We start from the raw sequence: 16,713 nt of genomic DNA on the forward strand, positions 1-16,713 counted from the left end.
GCCTTTGCCCGCCCTTACGGGAGCGCGGCGCAATCGCGACACCGCGCCCGCATCGTCCGCTCAGCTCTTGTTGCGCATCTTGCTGAGCAGATAGTTGTCGTGAAAATTCTCCGCGATCTGCGTGTAGAACAGGAGCTCCTTCATATACGCGTCGTGGCTGTCCTTGGTCCGCTTGAACAGCTCGCTCTTGGCGGCGAGCTCGTTCAGATGGTCCTGGGTGGCGTTGTAGCAGGCCTCCAGCACCGGTTGCGGGAATGCCTTCAGCTCGGCGCCATTGGCGATCAGCCGCTTCAGCGCCGCCGGATTCACGCTGTCGTATTTTTCCAGCATCCAGGCGCCGGCCGCCGCGCCGGCCTGGTTGACGATCGCCTGATATTGCTTCGGCAGCGAGGCCCATTTCTCGTCATTGACGATCATGTGCAGCATGGCGCCGCCTTCCCACCAGCCGGGGAAATAGTAGTACTTGGCCACCTTCTGCAAGCCGAGCTTCTCGTCGTCATAAGGACCGACGAACTCGGCGGCGTCGATCGAGCCCTTCTCGAGGGCCGGATACACGTCACCTCCCGCGATCTGCTGCGGAACGACGCCGAGCCTTGCCAGCACGTGGCCGCCCATGCCTGCGATGCGGAATTTGAGACCTTTGAGATCGTCGACGGTCTTGATCTCCTTGCGGAACCAGCCGCCCATCTGGGTGCCGGAATTGCCGCAGAGGATCGCGTGCGCCTTGAAGGGTTTGAGCGCCTCATTGGCGAGATCAGCGCCGCCGCCGAAATGCCACCAGGATTCCTGATGGCGATGGTTCATGCCGAACGGCACACCGGTGGCATAGGCCAGCGCCGGCTCCTTGCCGATGTAGAAATAAAGTGGCGTCTGCGCCATCTCCACCGAGGAGGTGCTGACCGCATCGAGCGCCTGAAGACCGGGAACGATTTCGCCGGCCGAAAAGGTCTGGATCTGGAATTTGTTGTCGGTGGCCTCAGCGACGTATTTCGCAAAGGTCTGCGCCGTGCCGTAGATGGTGTCCAGCGATTTCGGGAAGCTCGAGGTCAGGCGCCATTTGATCTCGGGCGCGCTCTGCGCGATGGCAGGTGCAGCAACCAGCGTCGCCGCGCCGGCGACCGTGCCACCCCGAAGGAATGTACGGCGTTTCATGATGGGGACTCTCCCTTGAAGCAAGTTTCGAACATATCGGCATTGCGGCGACGGTCTTCGCGGACCGTTTGCCCGTTCCTAGAGCGGAGTTCAAGATGCGCCCGAAAGGTCCGTAGCCCGGATTGCGCGAAGCGCTCCATACAGGCTACAAGGCACTCACTTCAAAGCAATTTCGCGCTGACGAACAGCGCGCGCACGGCGTTGGTCGCCTGCACCGCCAGCATGGCGTTACCCGCGGCACCTTCCAGAGCCGCGATGGCGTCCTCGTGCAGCGAGCGAAATTCCATCCACTCGACCGATTTGAAGTTGGTGAGGAATTGATAGGCCTGACCGACGGTCGCGATCGCCAACGTGTCACCGTTCAACTTGATCTTGAACGTCGTGCGCAGCGGAGTTTCGGAACTTGATGGATCACTCATGAGCTGCTTCTGGACGAGGATGGCTTAACGAAGGGGAAACGGCAGCAACCCCGCCGTCACGGGCGAATATCAGGAATCGGTGCTCGCGCGCTGCGAAGCGGTCGCCGATCCGCGCAGGCTCGGCACCACGACCAGGCGGTTGAACTCGCCGTTGTCGTAGGACTTGAGGAAGCGATCATAGTCCTTGATCGAGACACAGCCGTTGGAATCGCCGCGCGGCCCGAGCATGTAGTTGTGCGTGAGCAGACCGACGCGGCCGAGCGCGCTGGTGCCGTCGGTCGGTGTCATGCGCAGCGCCCGCACGCCGTGGAACAGCTTTTCGCGCGGCTTGAGGTCGTAGGTCGCCGGCGGGGTCGCGCCGACCATACGCTGGTCGACATGGTCGGGGTCGTCCATCAGCGCGCCCATGCCGGAATGAGCTTCCAGCGCCACGCCGCTCGGCAGGTACACCGCCTTGGCCGAGATGTCATAGACCGCCGTCCGCGAATCGTAGCCGAGGGCGGCAAGATCCGGCGCCTTGGCGAACAAGCCGTCGCTGGGAGTCAACGAGGCCAGCTTGATCTTGTCGGTGAATTTTTCGAAGAAGTTGCGGTTGTCGACCTTGGGGTTGGTCTCCGCATAGGCTTGGCTGGAGGCGATCTGGGCGGAGAAGTCCGCCTGGACCGGACGCGAGCGCGGCATCGGAATGACGTCGGCGCGCTGTTGCGAGGGCTTCGCCTCCTCGACCGCAGAGGAGTGGTCGTCCTCGGTCAGGATCGAGCGCCAGTCGTCGCCCTGGAGTCTCTGGGCGAGCATTGCCTTGGCGTCCCGCAGCTTGAGCTGGACCGCATTCGCTGCGGAGCGCTCCAGCGCCCGCAGGCCGAGCTCGCGGGGCGACGGGCTGCCGGCGGCCGACGCAAAACGGTCTTCGAACGAAGGGGAATTGGCCGGCGGCAAGGCGGCGGAGACCAGCGGAGTCGAATCGCCGATATCGGTGACCCACGCGGCGGTGCCAAGCGCCAGCGCGATCGCGGCCAGAGACAGCATAACCGTCTCGGCGCGCCCAATACGGCGGCGCGACAACAGCCTCTCGGCGTGTGCTGCGTCGGAAACCATCAGATCCCCAAATCGACCCCCGGGGGTACCCAACCCCCACCCGGAGACTCTATACCAGCTACCACATTGGGAGCCAAAAGTTAGGCATAATCGCGGCCGGCAAGCCCCCCTAAGGTATCCAATGACCGATCCCTTCGATCTCAACCGTTTTATCCGGGCCCAGGACCCGGTCTATCGCGACGTCCAGGGCGAGCTGGCCCGGGGCGGGAAGCAGACCCACTGGATGTGGTTCATCTTCCCGCAGGTCGCTGGCCTCGGCTTCAGCACCATGTCGCAGCGCTACGCCATCGGGTCCCGCGCGGAGGCCGAGGCCTATCTCGCCCACCCCGTCCTCGGCGCGCGCCTGATCGAATGCACGAAGCTCGTTCTGGCGGTCGAGGGCCGGACCATCAATGCGATCCTCGGCGCGCCTGATGACGCGAAATTCTGCTCGTCGATGACGTTGTTCGGCGCGGTGTCCGGCGAGCCCGTCTTCGATCAGGCGATTGCCCGGTATTTCGCAGGCGAGCGCGATAGCGCCACGCTGGAGATCCTGTCGAAGCTCAACCACACGTCCGGCTGAGTTGACGGGATCGGCAGCGTAAACCCGCGATTAACACCGGCTGCCTATTCTTTGGGCAAGATGATTCTCCTCCCGCGCCAATGCCGGATTGCCCATGAAAATCGGTACGCTCCTGACCACCGCCATCGTCTCGCTGTCGACCGTGGGCGGCGGCCTCGCGGTTTATGTCGCCGTGACGAAGTACCAGACGATGGAGCGCATCTCCGAGGCGCAAGGCCGGCTCGCGATCGTCCGCGCCGTCAGCGACATCCCACGTTATCTCAATCCCGAACGCGGCTTTTCCACCAACATCCTCTACGGGCCTGCGACCATCGATCCCGCGCTGCTTGCCGAGCAGGACAAGCTGCGCAAGCAGACCGACGGCGCCCGCGACAAGATGAGCGCGCTGCGCAAGGAGCTGCCCGGCCCGTTCGATGACGGCACCACCATCGGCAGCAACATCGACGGCATCAATGCGAGGTTCACGGCACTGCGCGAGGCCATCGACAGGGCGCTCGCCGGGCCAGCCGAGGCGCGCAAGGACGCCGCCAAGAAGATCGTCGCCGACAACGCCGTGCTCAACAGCGGCGTGACCGCGCTGCTCAACGAGCAGGTCCGCCGCATGGCGATCCTGAACGGCGACGCCTACCGGCAGGCCAGCTACGCCAACACCGCCATGACATTGCGCGACGTCGGCGGCTTCAACTCCAGCCTGCACAAGAATCTCGTCGGAGGAAAGAAACCGGCGACCGACGCCGAGAAGGCCGAGATCGGCCGCTCGCAGGGTCGCAACGATCAGCTCGTGATGGCGTTGCTGGAATTGCGCGGCAATCCGGCGACACCGGCCAACGTGGCCGCGGCGCTGGAGAAGTTCAATTCGATCTATGTCGAGGAGTTCGGCCGCGAGCTCAAGCTGGTGAAGGACGGCGCTGTCAGCGGCAAATACGAGCACGACATGGACACTTATTACGCCGCCACGCAGCGCGGCCTCGGCACCATCATCGAGGTCCGCGATGCCTTCTACGACAATGCCGAGCAGATCCTCGCCGCGGCTTCCTCGGCCGCGCGCACCAGCTTCACGATCGCACTCGCCGGCCTCCTCGCAGTGCTGATCGCGAGCGTCGGCCTCATCGTGATGGTTCGCCGCCGCGTCTGCGCGCCGATCGTGACCCTGACGAGGCTGATGTCACGGCTCGCCGATGGCGAAGTCGCGGAAGAGATTCCCGGCGCGGAACGTTCCGACGAGATCGGGGCGATGGCCGCGGCGGTCCAGGTGTTCAAGGACAACATCATCCGGGCCAACCGGCTCGCCGCCGAGAAGCAGGCCGAGAACGACGGCAAGATGCGCCGTGCCCAGGCGCTCGACGACCTCACCCGGGCTTTCGAGGCCAAGGTCACCGAGCTGGTCGGCGGCCTGTCCCGAGCCTCCGCGATCATGGAAAGCACCGCGCAGTCGATGACGTCGACGGCGGCGCAGACCAACAGCCAGGCCGCCGTGGTCGCCGCCGCCTCCGAGCAGACCTCGACCAACGTGCAGACCGTCGCCAGCGCCACCGAAGAGCTGACCTCCTCGATCGCGGAGATTGGTCGTCAGGTCGCTCAAAGCACCGAGATCGCGGCCCGCGCCGTCGAGAACGCCCGCCGCACCGGCGATACCGCCCGTGCCCTCGCCGAGGGCGCGCAGAAGATCGGCGACGTCGTGACGCTGATCCAGAGCATCGCCGAGCAGACCAACCTGCTCGCCCTGAACGCGACCATCGAAGCCGCCCGCGCCGGCGATGCCGGCCGCGGCTTTGCCGTAGTCGCCTCCGAAGTCAAGTCTCTGGCAGGCCAGACCGCCAAGGCCACGACCGAGATCTCCGAGCAGATCACCGCGATCCAGACGGCGAGCGACGAGACCGTGGCCGCGATCCGCAACGTCGCCGACGTCATCGCGGAGATCGACCAGATCGGCACCGCGATCGCCGCGGCGATCGAGGAACAGGGCTCGGCCACCAAGGAGATCGCCCGCAGCGTCCAGGAGGCCGCCCGCGGTACCCAGGAGGTCAACAGCAACATCTCCGGCGTGCAACGCGCCGCCGACGACACGGGAGCCGCCGCGAGAGAGGTGCTGGGCGCCGCCGAGCAGCTCTCGACGCAGTCGCGCGATCTCGCCGGCCAGTTCGACCGCTTCCTCGGCGAAGTCCGGGCTGCGTAAGAGCGCGGATTCGTAGCCGAGATGGAGCACCGCGCAATCCAGGACGGTGCCGTTGATGCACCGAGATCCCGGATTGCGCAGCGCGCTCCATCCGGGTTACGGCACCGTCTTCGCGAAGGACATCAATAAGGTGGTGCCTTGCGCGCCCGCTGTGCTTTCGCCGCCTCGATCCACCACAGCAAATCGTCGGCAAAGCGCGGGAACGAGCGCTCCAGGGCCTTGCCGTCGTCGCCGATCGGTTCGGCGTCGGCCGACAATGTCTGCGCGATCGGGCCGACACTGATGGTGCTCGACACCACCACCATGCCCATCTCCGAGAGCGTGCCGTGCCAGGCCGTCGCGGCGCGCGCGCCGGACAGTCGGCCGGCCGAATAGCTCACGATCGCGGCCGGACGCCAGAACCACTCCTCGAGGAAATGATCGGTGAGGTTCTTCAGGCCCGGCTGGATGCCCCAATTGTACTCGCCGGTGACGAAGACGAATCCGTCGGCGCCGCGGATCTGCCCCGCCAGCTTCTCCAGCTCAGCGGGCGCCGAGCCCTTCGGGTACTCCTTGTACATGCGGTCGAGCATCGGCAGGCCGATGGCCTTGGCGTCGATGAATTCGACCTCCTCACCGCGGCTGCGCAGCCGATTGATGACGAAATTCGCAAGGCGAATGCCCATGCGGTCGGAACGGTAGGAACCGTAGAGGACGAGAATGCGATTGCTCATGGCGGGACGGTAGCACGAAACCGGCGTCAGGCCCTACTCGATTTGTCGCACTATCGTCCGCGACCGCGCGCCAGCGTTTGCGACGGCGTCTCGCCGAACTGGTCGCGGTAGCTCCTGGAGAAATCGCTGAGATGCCAGAAGCCAAACGCCAGCGCGACCGCCTTGACGCTGTCGGCCCCGGCGAGCAGCCGCCGGCGCACCAGCCACAGCCGGCGCAGACGCAAGTAGCGGTGCAGGCTCATGCCGCGATAGCGGCGAACGACGTCGTGCATGGTGCGAACGGACAGGCCGAGCCGGCGCGCGATCTCGTCGCTGTAAATCGGCTGCGACAGGTCGTCGGAGAGCAGCGCGCGAATATCCTGAAACATCCTGAAATTCCGTGCGTCGTTGGGCCTCAGGGTCCAGCGGGCCGACACGACGCTTTCGAAGACCTCGTCGACGGCTCCGAGCAGGGACTCCTTCATCGCCGCGCCCTTCGACAAGAGCTCCGGTGCCTCGACCGCGCCGGACGCCTCGGCCAGAACCTCGCGAACCACGCTGCGCAGCCGGTGCAAGCCGGCCCCGGAGATTTCAAAAATCTTGAAACTCGAGAGCGTCTGCGGCCAGCCACGATCCCTCACCTCCGGCCTGAAAACCACCGAGGCGATTTGCCTCTGCACCTCCTCGATGGTGGTGTAGGCCGCGCCGCCGCTGCCAATGACCACGACCGGTCGTGCACATCGGGAGCCGTTGAAGCGAATGGGTACGTTGAGGTCGTCCATCGTGAAGCCGATCGCCGTGCAATTCGCGACGAGCTGTGCGTCAACCACCCGCGGAAACGCGCGGGTCAAATTCACGTCGCAGCCGGGTAACGAAAGGATCGTCTGCTCGGCCGAAATCTTCGGCACAAGAGGCGTGAATTCGAAATTCAACCCGCGTATGGCGTTTCGAAATTCGTCGGCATCTGAAAAGCGAAATGTCTTGAGTGCCACCCCGGGCACGTCATCAATGCTGTTCATAGCAATAAGAAAACGCAGCGTCGTGTTTGATGTGCGTCCGGCCGCGTGCCGCTTCCCCCCGTTTTCCGTTGTACCGAAAAAATCAAACTGTGCTGGTCAATTGAAGATGAGTCTAAATTGAAAAGACAGGCCGGGACATCATGTCCCGCCAAATTTCGATAGCATTTCCCGAAAATCGGCGGTGCAGTAATACCCCCGGCATTTAATTCTCAAAATTAAAAATTAACGGATTTAAGGCGCAATAACAGACGTTGTACAAGGCAAATTTCTTCAATTCAGGCTCCTGCCATGATGGCAAATCCGCCTGCCGATATTTTGGTCGAGTTAGAAGACGCAGTCGCAACGTGTCCGCTGGACCGCTGCACTCGCATCCTCTCCGGGATCTTGCAGCTGCTCACCAGCAGCCGCGAGCGGCCTCAGGAATTGCTCGCCGACGTGACCGACGGCGTTCTGCTGCGATTAACGGAACGGGTTGAGGCAAGTGCGCTGATCGATCTCAGCATGATACTCGCGGAGCTCAAGGTGGCTCCGCCGAAGACCGTTCGACGCCTTGCCTCACACCACGATCCGGAGGTGGCGTGCCCTGTCTTGCTCAGATCGCAGTCACTGTCCGCTGCCGATCTCAAGTCGATCGCTGCCGCGACCGGCGAACGGCAGCAATGTGCGATCGCCGCCCGCGCGCCTATCGATCCAAAGGTGATCGAGACGCTGATCGAGCGCGGCGCCCGCAGCGTCTGTATTACGCTGATCGGCAATACGGAGGCACGCTTCTCTGATGCCGCCTACGTTGCGCTCGTCGAGAGGTGCCTGACGGATGATGAACTTACGAAGGCGCTGGCGCTCAGGCCGAACACACCCGACGCAGTCACGCGGAAATTGCTGTCGGCCTCGGCGGGTCCGAAATCCGGCATGGAGAAGTCCACCGTCTCGCTTCAAGCCGCAACGGCAGCGCCGATCGCCCCCAAGCTGCCCTGCTCGGCCGCCTATGCACGCGCGCGGCCGGAGATCGTCGCGCTCAACCGCATCGGCAAGCTCAACGATTCCACGGTAAACCGCTTCGCCATCCGCGGCGAGACCGCCAACCTCGTTACGGCGCTATCGGTGCTTTCGGGGACTCCCATCGAGATCATCGAGCATGTCATGACCGACGACGATTGCGAGGGTCTGGTCATGGCCTGCCGTGCCTCGCGGCTGAACTGGCAGACCACGTTCGCCATCCTGAGCAACCGCTCCGGCAAAAGGGTTTCCTTCGCCGAGCGCGAACGCGCGCAGCACATTTTCGAGACGCTGCTTCTGTCGACCAGCCAGTGGACGGTGCGTTGGGGGGACATTGCCGCAAACGCCAAGGAGAGCAGCCGGGGAAATCGCGGCGTAAGCATGGGGAGTAGCCGATGAAATTCAGCGGTCGCAAAGCCGTTCGCGTGAAAATGGACCACAGGCGGCCGGTCAATCTCATGGGTTCGGACGGGACCTGGCGGCGCAGTTGCGTCCTGCTGGACGTGTCACAAAGCGGCGCCAAGGTCGAGGTCGAGGGCACGCTCGACGTGCTCCGGGCCAAGGAGTTCTTCATGCTGCTGTCGTCGACCGGCCTCGCCTAACGGCGCTGCGAACTGGTCTGGATCGACGGCACCACGGCCGGCATCCATTTCATCACCGTTGGCGGCAGGAAGAAACCCGCTGCTCCGCCTGCGCAGAATCCGGTTCAGAGCAAGTAGATTCGAACGATCCACCCACTGTCTTGAGTCAGGCCGTGCAGCACGTGCGAACCAGATCCGGCTACGTCAATGGTGACGGCGGCATCCGAGAGGCAGGGACGGCTCGTCCCTTCCTGCATGTGCTGGCCGACACGTCCGACAAGCTCGCAGGCGTCTGCTCGATTCTCGAGGACAAATTCACCGTTGCGGGCGAACGACTCGATGCCGATTCCAAGCTGTCGCAGACGCCGGCCGCGATCGTCATCCGCGCAGAGCTGCGCGACCTCGACAATATCGCCGCCATCAAGAAGCGCGCCGGCAAGCTGGCGAAGGCCAGGAAGCGGATTTTCCTGCTCGAGCACGCCTCTCATGTCTGTATTTCGCAGGCCTACGCGCTCGGGGCGACACTGGTCCTTCCCAGCACGGTCGGCCGGACCAGGCTGCTGGCCGCACTGACCGACCCGGCCGACGGCGCGTCTGCTTCGTCAGGCGACACGCCGCAATCGGACAGGGCCGTCGAGACCGCGGCGACCACTATCGCATCGATGTTCACGGCTGTGACCCTGGGCCAGCCACTTGACGTCGACGGCACAAAGGAAGCCGGTCGCCAGATCGCCGATCACATCACCCAGCATGGCCTGACGGAGTGGCTCATGACGGTGCGGCGCCATCACGAAGGAACCTATCAGCATTGCCTGCTCGTGACCGGCATTACCGTCGACTTCGGACTGAGCCTCGGCGTCGGCAGAGCCGACCTGGAACGTCTGTACTCGGCAGCCATGTTCCACGACATTGGCAAGGCGCGGATTCCGCTCGCCATCCTCGACAAGCCGGGCCGCCTTGATGCCGCGGAACGCGCGCAGATCGAGACGCATCCGAGCGCCGGATACGAGTTTCTCAAGGACCATCACGGGATCTCGCCGGAGATCCTCGATGCCGTTCGCCATCATCACGAGTATCTCGACGGGAGCGGCTATCCCGATGCGCTCTGCGGCGAGAGCATTGGCGACATCGTACGGATTCTAACGATCTCGGACATCTTCGCAGCGCTGATCGAGCACCGGCACTACAAGCCCACGATGCCGCGCGCCGAGGCCTACAACATCCTGTGCGGGATGAATGGGAAGCTGGAAAAGGCGCTTGTCCGCTCGTTCAAGCCGGTCGCGCTCACGCGGTGAGCGCGGCAGCCTCGTCTCGAACGCGGCCGAGGGCATGATCCGGAAACTGTGCAGCGGTTTTCCGAACCTGACCTTATCGCGCTAATGAGTAGCGCGATAGCTGGCGCGTTGCGGGATCGACCGGCAGGCCAGCCCGTCGGCCAGCAGCTTCATGTCCTCGTGCCGGCCGCTGCGAATCAGCCGGCCGAACTCTTCAGGGGTGAAAGGAAGACTTGGATCATCATCGATCTTGTGCCGCAGTCGCGGACCGAAGAACCGCCGAACCAGGCTAGCCAGCCGCCGCATGTCAATTCCCTCGCGCCAGCAACAAACCTCTCAGTCCGCATATTGTTCCTCCCGCACCTTCGAGATTGCAAGAGGCCGCACGCGACACCGCACCAAAAAAATTTTCATCAGAGAATAATCTCCTCTGCGTCCCACTAATCGGCAAAACCCACGTAACGCACGAACTCGTCGTTGTGCTCGCGGTCCGAGCGAACCGCGTTCGCGGCAAAGCCGTCGTCGGGATAGCCCATCGCGACGCAGGTCATGATGACCTCGTCCTCCGGAATCTTTGCAACCTCGCGTACGATGTCGGAGCGCATGATGCCCTGCCCGTTGATGACGGAGCCCAGGCCGCGGTCCCACGCCGCGAGCACGATGCCGTAGCAGAGCGCTCCGAGATCGAAATGGCACACCGCGCCGGGATCGAGCACGCGGTCGTAGGTCAGGACCAGCGAGACCGGCGCGTCGAACTGGCGGAAGCCGCGCAGCACCCAGTCCTGGCGCATCGGCTTGTCGTCGCGTGCGATCCCCATCGCGCCGAACAGCTTCTTGGCGATGTCGACCTGCCGCGTGCGGTGCACGCCCTGGTACTCGCCGTGGCTGATGATGTCGCGCTTGACCTTGGCGCCGCCGGCCATCTCCTCCATGTTGCGGCGGCGCACCTCTTCCAGCGGATGACCTGTGAGCACGTGGACATGCCAAGGCTGGGTGTTCATCGAGGACGGCGCACGCTTGGCGCTCTCGATGATCGCCTCGATCACCGCGCGCGGCACCGGCTCTCTCCTGAAGCCGCGCACGCTGCGCCGCGACTGGACCAGCTTTTCGAATTCCACCTTGCTAACCTCCCGCCCATTCATCCGCCTGCATCACGGCATGACGCCGGTTGCCGATGCGGCGCGCAAAACCTATGCTAACGGCCAAGCAAGACCAAGAACCCTGTGAGGAAATCGCATGGCCGCACCGCTCGATCCCGTCATCGCCCAGATCATTCCGCTCATGCCGATGCGCGATCCCGCGGTCATGACGCCACAGAGCGCCCGCGATTCCTTACGCGCACTGGCTGCCTCCCGCGCCGCCATCCCTGCCCCGCCTGTCGACAGCGTGCAGGATATCAAGGTGAAAGGCGGCGCCAGCCTGCTCGACGCACGAGTCTACCGGGTCGGCACCACACCGGCACCGACCGTGGTGTTTTTCCATGGCGGCGGCTGGGTTGCGGGCGATCTCGAAACCCACGACCGGCAGGCGCGCAATCTCGCGATCGAGACCGGGGCGGTCGTCGTCTCCGTCGACTATCGCCGCCCACCCGAGACGCGCTTTCCCGGCGCGTTCGAGGACGCCTTCGCCGCGGTCCGCGACATTTTCGACCGCGTCGCGGAATTTGGCGGCGATGCAAAGCGTGTGGGCGTCGCCGGCGACAGCGCCGGCGGCAATCTCGCGGCGACCACGGCGATCGCCTGCCGCGATACCGGCATCAGGCTCGCCGCGCAATTGCTGGTCTATCCCGTGACCGACGTCGTCGGCGCTTACGCCGACGCGCGCGAGAACGCGCGTTATCCCTCGCGCGCCGAGAATGCCGAGGGTTACTTCCTCACCCGCGCAACCATGGAATGGTTCTGCGGCCACTATCTCGCCGATCCCGGCCATGCTTCGGACTGGCGCGTCTCGCCGTTGCGGGCGGCCTCACTGGCGGGTGTCGCGCCGGCGATCGTCACCACCGCCTGGTTCGACCCTTTGCGCGATGAGGGCGCGGCCTATGCGCGGGCGCTGGAGGCCGCCGGCGTGCGCGTCAAGCACCATGAGGGACCCGGCCTGATCCATGGCTATTTCGGCATGGGCGACGCCTCCGACGTCGCGCGCGCCGAGGCGCAGCGCGCGCGGGCCGACTTCAAGGCGTTGCTCGCGCGGGGCGTATAGTCCCCCTAGCTGCGACGCGCCCGCTGCGCGCCGGTATGCCCCCAGGTCTCGTCCCAATCCTGACCCGAGGCATCGACCACGCGGCCGTCGGCTTCAAAGAACTTGTTCGGCACCTGGAAGATCGCCAGGATCAAGGCTCCATCCGGACACCAGGCGGCGTGCCGGCTGCCGGCCTCACGCCAGATGAACTCGCCCGCCTTGCAGGCGATGCCCTTGGCTGGCCCCTCCTTGTCGACGAGCGTGCCCTCGATGACGTAGCTCTGCTCGATGCCGACATGCTCGTGATCGGGCAGCACCGAGCCCGGCGCAAAGCGCATCAAGGCGGTCATCAGACCGCTGCTGCGATCGAACAGCAGCGTCTTGGCCTCGCACCCTGGAAAGCGCGTCTTCTGCCAGTCCATGTTTTGCGGCTGAACCAAGTGAGAATGCCGATCGGCGGTTTGTTCGCCCTTCGGGATCGTGGCGTCCATCACGAAACTCCCTTCATCTCGACCGAGTCGAGGCTAGCAGGATTGTCCGGCCAGGTCAGCGAGCGGTGCAACAGGCGGGACATTGGCTCGTCACGCTCGAAAAACAGGCAAGCGGACGGACGACAGGCGCCGATCTTGCTTGATTGCGCCACGATTCCCGGCTCCAATCCGCCCCGCCATTTCTGGTTTAGGGAGACATCCATGATGAAACGGATTTTCCTCGCAGCGATCGTTGCCGCCTTTGCGACGGGCTCGGCCTTCGCGCAAGAGACCTGCGAGAGCAAGGCCGTCGGCAAGGATGGCAAGCCGCTAGCCGGCGCCGCCAAGACCTCGTTCTTGAAGAAGTGCAAGGCGGATGCCTGCGCCACCAAGGCCGTCGGCTCCGACGGCAAGCCGCTCGCCGGCGCCGCCAAGAGCAGCTTCATGAAGAAGTGCGAGACCAGCGCGTAAGGCGCCATTCCAAAGAAGGTCTCGCCAAAGAAGGTCTCGTGCCCGCAGCGCTTCCCTGGCGATGCAGAGCATCGCCCAGTAGCGATGCGCTGCACAGCCGCGGCGCATGCGTCCACGTGCATTCCGACAGATGGACCCCGGCCCGGCGGAGCGGCACCAGCGCGTCAAAGAGTTCAGACGAGCGAGCTCATTGAAAACATCTCGATTTGGTTATAGCCCGGATTACGCTTGCGCTCCATCTGGGCTACACGCCCATCGCTACGACCGCAGCCCCGGCGCCTCCTGCCCGGTGCGCGCGACATATTCCGTGTAGCCGCCGCCATATTGGTGGATGCCCTCGGGCGTCAGCTCCAGCACGCGGTTCGACAGTGTCGCCAGGAAATGCCGGTCGTGCGAGACGAACAGCATGGTGCCGTCGAAATCCGACAGCGCGGCGATCAGCATCTCCTTGGTGGCGAGGTCGAGATGGTTGGTCGGCTCGTCCAGCACCAAGAAGTTCGGCGGGTCGAACAGCATCTTGGCCATGACGAGGCGCGCCTTCTCGCCGCCCGACAGCACCCGGCAGCGCTTCTCGACGTCGTCGCCGGAGAAGCCGAAGCAGCCGGCGAGCGCGCGCAAGGAGCCCTGCCCCGCGGTCGGGAACGCATCTTCCAGCGACTGGAACACGGTGCGCTCGCCGTCGAGCAGGTCCATCGCATGCTGGGCGAAATAGCCCATCTTGACGCTGCCGCCGAGCGCCACGGTGCCTTCATCGGGCTCGCTCGCACCGGCGACGAGCTTGAGCAGCGTCGACTTGCCGGCGCCGTTGATGCCCATCACGCACCAGCGCTCCCGACGGCGGATCATGAAGTCCAGCCCGTCATAGATGCGCTTTGAGCCGTAACCCTTGTGCACGTTCTTCAGCGCGACGACGTCCTCGCCCGAGCGCGGCGCCGGCGGGAAGTCGAACACGACGCTCTGGCGGCGGCGCGGCGGCTCGACCCGCTCGATCTTGTCGAGCTTCTTCACCCGGCTCTGCACCTGGGCCGCGTGCGAGGCGCGCGCCTTGAAGCGCTCGATGAACTTGATCTCCTTGGCGAGCATGGCCTGCTGGCGCTCGAACTGGGCCTGCTGCTGCTTCTCGTTCTGCGCCCGCTGCTGCTCGTAGAACTCGTAATTGCCGGTGTAGGTGGTGAGCGAGCCGGAATCGATCTCGATCACCTTGGAAATCACGCGGTTGATGAACTCGCGGTCGTGCGAGGTCATCAAGAGCGTGCCCTCGTAATCGTGCAAAAACTTCTCCAGCCAGATCAGGCTTTCGAGGTCGAGATGGTTGCTCGGCTCGTCGAGCAGCATGACATCAGGGCGCATCAAGAGAATCCGCGCCAGCGCCACGCGCATCTTCCAGCCGCCGGAGAGTTTTCCGACATCGCCGTCCATCATCTCCTGGCTGAAGCCGAGGCCCGCCAGCGCCTCGCGCGCGCGGCCATCGAGTGCGTAGCCGTCGAGCTCCTCGAAACGGTGCTGCACCTCGCCGTAGCGGGCGATGATCTCGTCCATCCGGTCGGCCTTGTCAGGATCGGCCATCGCGGCCTCGAGCTCGCGCAGCTCGGCGGCGACCTCGCTGACGGGTCCGGCGCCATTCATCACCTCGGCCACGGCGCTGCGGCCGCTCATCTCGCCGACGTCCTGGTTGAAATAGCCGATGGTGATGCCGCGATCGGTCGAGACCTGGCCCTCGTCGGGCAGTTCCTCGCCGGCGATCATGCGGAACAGCGTGGTCTTGCCGGCGCCGTTCGGCCCGACCAGGCCGATCTTCTCCCCCTTGTTGAGGGCCGCGGAAGCTTCAATGAACAGGATCTGGTGGCCGGCTTGCTTGCTGACGTTGTCGAGGCGGATCATGAGGTCTTTTTGGGGGATTTTTGCGTTGCAGCGTCATAGGGCATGCGGGGCGCGAGGGGAAGCCCGGCGGGGTACGGATTTCACCCGGCCGATCCTGTTCCCTGATCCTGCAAAGCGGATGCCACGCACAAAAGGTGCGTCCCATTTGGCTCAACAACGGGCATCACCTTCGCCCGCTCGCTGTCCGAAAGTCGACATCACGGCTCTTGAGGTGATGGACAGCAAACAGCCGCACGCCGAAGCCTTAGTCGCAGCATCTGACCTCATGGAGTGCGGAGCGGCAGCCGCCGTTCTGCCACCACCCACACAGGCGGAAAAACAACGCAATCGACCACGTCGAACAGCACGGTAATGCTCTCGTTGAACGACTGCGCGAAAGCGATCGCGTCATTGCGCTTTCCATCAGCGATTTGTGTGCCGAGCGTGCAATGAGGTCTCCAGTTTCCGGGTCGATAGTGGAGCCGGCAAAAGGTTGGATCGATTGCAGCGCTGATCGAAGAGTGCCATCGAGCCAGGGCTTCATCGACTTTCGGCTCCGCCCAGAGCACGAGCGGCGGACCTGCAAACCAACATATTCGCCCGAACTCGATTGATAGCTGCCCTTCGCCTGCTGTCGCGCGGAGCATGGCCTCCCACGCGGTGTTCGCAGTAATCTCGGGCGTATCATAGATGGCGAATGTAAAATGTGGCCGATAGTTGAGTGCCCTCATCGAAGGCTGGCTCTCAAACGTTGCGACTTCATCCCACAATGCCTCGATCCGCTCTGCGGAGGAATCATCGGATCGAATGTTAATGGCCAAAGCCATACGCTGGTCGCTCCATGAGCCTACGCCCTTCGCATCAGCTTGAGCGAGGCCGCCAGCCGCAGGCTGCGCTTGCCGGCGAGCGCGATGCCTTCGAGCTCGCCGCTGTCTTCCGTGCAGGTCCCGGAGAAGCCGATGCCCACCTCCAGGCCGCCGAACACGGGGTTTTCCCCTTTCGCCGGCGTGTGCTCCTGGTTCAGCATCTCGCCCTTCCAGCGGCCGTCTGCCGAGGAATAGGCGCCGAGATAATAGAAAAACGCATCGCCTCCGAGGATGCGCCCGTCGATCAGCAGCATCACGCCGGACAGCCCGGCATCGATGCCATCGAGCGCGTTCAGCCTCATCCCATAGAGCCCGTTGGCGATGCCGCCCGGCCCGACCGTACCGCTCGGAGGCAACCCCTCGTCGTCGAGCCGCGTGAGATTCGCCCAGAACTTGGCGCCCGGCATGGTATCCGCACCGCCCTCGAGACGGATCTGGTTGCCGTACAGCCGGCCGCGCGCCCCGATCGAGGCGACGTCGGCGCCCATCAGCGGCTTGTAGCTGGGGTCCAGGTTATGCCGCTCAGTGATGACCTCGGCGATGATCTCGCCATCGCGCTCCACGTAGCTGCCAAGATGCGCAAAGCCCGAATTGCCGCCGAGCATCTTGCCGTCATGCAGGCACATGATACTGCGGCCGAACGCATCGTTGACGCCGTATTCAACTTTGTAGAGCCCGTCCAGCACGTCCTGAACCCGCAAAATCGGAAAACAATGGCGGGCTACCTAGCATCGTCGCCGCACTGAAGCCACCGGCTTTTCCGCGCAGGCCCGCTCTCGGGACGCTCGCCGCCATGATGTCAACATACCCCTGTTTTGCCCGACGGGTCAAAAACGGATTTCGTAAAATCAGCAGACGCGGGATTTCAATGACTTGGCTACTGTGCATGGGGTTGTTTTTCG

At 64.1% G+C, this 16,713-nt stretch carries 17 protein-coding genes and 1 pseudogene; 7 read left to right on the forward strand and 11 right to left on the reverse strand.

The window, feature by feature from the left end; genetic code table 11:
• Nucleotides 1–60: 60 nt before the first annotated feature.
• The 3 genes from EAV90_RS06250 to EAV90_RS06260 all read right to left on the reverse strand — a co-directional run bounded on the left by EAV90_RS06250 (nt 61) and on the right by EAV90_RS06260 (nt 2,597).
• Entirely contained in the window at nt 61–1,152 is a 1,092-nt protein-coding gene (locus tag EAV90_RS06250; protein WP_129142889.1) for a TRAP transporter substrate-binding protein, read from the reverse strand.
• A 161-nt stretch (nt 1,153–1,313) separates the two neighbouring features.
• Nucleotides 1,314–1,571: a hypothetical protein gene (locus EAV90_RS06255; RefSeq protein ID WP_027572180.1), complete on the reverse strand. Its 258-nt coding sequence runs from the start codon at nt 1,569–1,571 to the stop codon at nt 1,314–1,316.
• Nucleotides 1,572–1,640: 69 nt separating this feature from the next.
• A complete protein-coding gene (locus tag EAV90_RS06260; RefSeq protein WP_129142944.1) occupies nt 1,641–2,597 on the reverse strand; it encodes a DUF2778 domain-containing protein in 957 nt (318 codons plus the stop codon).
• A gap of 190 nt (nt 2,598–2,787) precedes the next feature.
• Here EAV90_RS06260 and EAV90_RS06265 point away from each other — a divergent pair, with 190 nt between their 5' ends.
• Nucleotides 2,788–3,228: a DUF1810 domain-containing protein gene (locus EAV90_RS06265; RefSeq protein ID WP_129142890.1), complete on the forward strand. Its 441-nt coding sequence runs from the start codon at nt 2,788–2,790 to the stop codon at nt 3,226–3,228.
• Between the two features lie 94 nt (nt 3,229–3,322).
• Nucleotides 3,323–5,404: a methyl-accepting chemotaxis protein gene (locus tag EAV90_RS06270; protein WP_129142891.1), complete on the forward strand. Its 2,082-nt coding sequence runs from the start codon at nt 3,323–3,325 to the stop codon at nt 5,402–5,404.
• A gap of 122 nt (nt 5,405–5,526) precedes the next feature.
• Here the strand turns inward: EAV90_RS06270 and EAV90_RS06275 are convergent, their stop codons facing one another.
• A complete protein-coding gene (locus EAV90_RS06275; RefSeq protein WP_129142892.1) occupies nt 5,527–6,117 on the reverse strand; it encodes an NADPH-dependent FMN reductase in 591 nt (196 codons plus the stop codon).
• A 50-nt stretch (nt 6,118–6,167) separates the two neighbouring features.
• Nucleotides 6,168–7,115, reverse strand: coding sequence for an AraC family transcriptional regulator (locus EAV90_RS06280; protein ID WP_129142893.1), 948 nt, complete (start codon nt 7,113–7,115; stop codon nt 6,168–6,170).
• A 288-nt stretch (nt 7,116–7,403) separates the two neighbouring features.
• Here EAV90_RS06280 and EAV90_RS06285 point away from each other — a divergent pair, with 288 nt between their 5' ends.
• The 3 genes and pseudogenes from EAV90_RS06285 to EAV90_RS06295 all read left to right on the forward strand — a co-directional run bounded on the left by EAV90_RS06285 (nt 7,404) and on the right by EAV90_RS06295 (nt 9,987).
• Nucleotides 7,404–8,510: a DUF2336 domain-containing protein gene (locus EAV90_RS06285; protein ID WP_129142894.1), complete on the forward strand. Its 1,107-nt coding sequence runs from the start codon at nt 7,404–7,406 to the stop codon at nt 8,508–8,510.
• Nucleotides 8,507–8,830: pseudogene (locus EAV90_RS06290) on the forward strand (PilZ domain-containing protein). Before EAV90_RS06285 ends, EAV90_RS06290 begins: the two are co-directional and overlap by 4 nt.
• Before the next feature lie 35 nt (nt 8,831–8,865).
• Nucleotides 8,866–9,987, forward strand: coding sequence for an HD-GYP domain-containing protein (locus tag EAV90_RS06295; protein WP_129142895.1), 1,122 nt, complete (start codon nt 8,866–8,868; stop codon nt 9,985–9,987).
• 81 nt (nt 9,988–10,068) lie between these two features.
• Here the strand turns inward: EAV90_RS06295 and EAV90_RS06300 are convergent, their stop codons facing one another.
• Together EAV90_RS06300 and EAV90_RS06305 are read right to left on the reverse strand one after the other, a co-directional pair.
• Nucleotides 10,069–10,272 (reverse strand): hypothetical protein, encoded by a 204-nt coding sequence (locus EAV90_RS06300; protein ID WP_122403498.1) that lies wholly within the window; start codon nt 10,270–10,272, stop codon nt 10,069–10,071.
• A 134-nt stretch (nt 10,273–10,406) separates the two neighbouring features.
• The gene (locus EAV90_RS06305) at nt 10,407–11,084 is read right to left on the reverse strand and encodes a nitroreductase (RefSeq protein WP_129142896.1); all 678 of its coding nucleotides are present in this window, start codon (nt 11,082–11,084) and stop codon (nt 10,407–10,409) included.
• A gap of 118 nt (nt 11,085–11,202) precedes the next feature.
• Between EAV90_RS06305 and EAV90_RS06310 the strand changes: the two genes are divergently transcribed.
• Nucleotides 11,203–12,165 carry an alpha/beta hydrolase gene (locus EAV90_RS06310; protein WP_122403499.1) on the forward strand — a complete coding sequence of 321 codons (963 nt, stop codon included), beginning with the start codon at nt 11,203–11,205 and terminating at the stop codon, nt 12,163–12,165.
• A gap of 5 nt (nt 12,166–12,170) precedes the next feature.
• On the opposite strand, the gene EAV90_RS06315 is transcribed toward EAV90_RS06310, so the two are convergent.
• Nucleotides 12,171–12,635 (reverse strand): cupin domain-containing protein, encoded by a 465-nt coding sequence (locus EAV90_RS06315; protein WP_122403500.1) that lies wholly within the window; start codon nt 12,633–12,635, stop codon nt 12,171–12,173.
• Between the two features lie 201 nt (nt 12,636–12,836).
• On the opposite strand from EAV90_RS06315, the gene EAV90_RS06320 reads away from it, so the two are divergent.
• Nucleotides 12,837–13,085 (forward strand): hypothetical protein, encoded by a 249-nt coding sequence (locus EAV90_RS06320; protein WP_122403502.1) that lies wholly within the window; start codon nt 12,837–12,839, stop codon nt 13,083–13,085.
• A 258-nt stretch (nt 13,086–13,343) separates the two neighbouring features.
• Here EAV90_RS06320 and EAV90_RS06325 read toward each other — a convergent pair whose 3' ends face one another.
• The 3 genes from EAV90_RS06325 to EAV90_RS06335 form a co-directional block, all read right to left on the reverse strand.
• Entirely contained in the window at nt 13,344–14,966 is a 1,623-nt protein-coding gene (locus tag EAV90_RS06325; RefSeq protein WP_129142897.1) for an ABC-F family ATP-binding cassette domain-containing protein, read from the reverse strand.
• A gap of 263 nt (nt 14,967–15,229) precedes the next feature.
• Nucleotides 15,230–15,772: a 2'-5' RNA ligase family protein gene (locus tag EAV90_RS06330; RefSeq protein ID WP_129142898.1), complete on the reverse strand. Its 543-nt coding sequence runs from the start codon at nt 15,770–15,772 to the stop codon at nt 15,230–15,232.
• A gap of 20 nt (nt 15,773–15,792) precedes the next feature.
• Nucleotides 15,793–16,497, reverse strand: coding sequence for a GrlR family regulatory protein (locus EAV90_RS06335; protein WP_129142899.1), 705 nt, complete (start codon nt 16,495–16,497; stop codon nt 15,793–15,795).
• Nucleotides 16,498–16,713: the final 216 nt, after the last annotated feature.

It is taken from the genome of Bradyrhizobium vignae, from assembly GCF_004114425.1.
Taxonomy (GTDB): Bacteria; Pseudomonadota; Alphaproteobacteria; order Rhizobiales; family Xanthobacteraceae; genus Bradyrhizobium; species Bradyrhizobium vignae.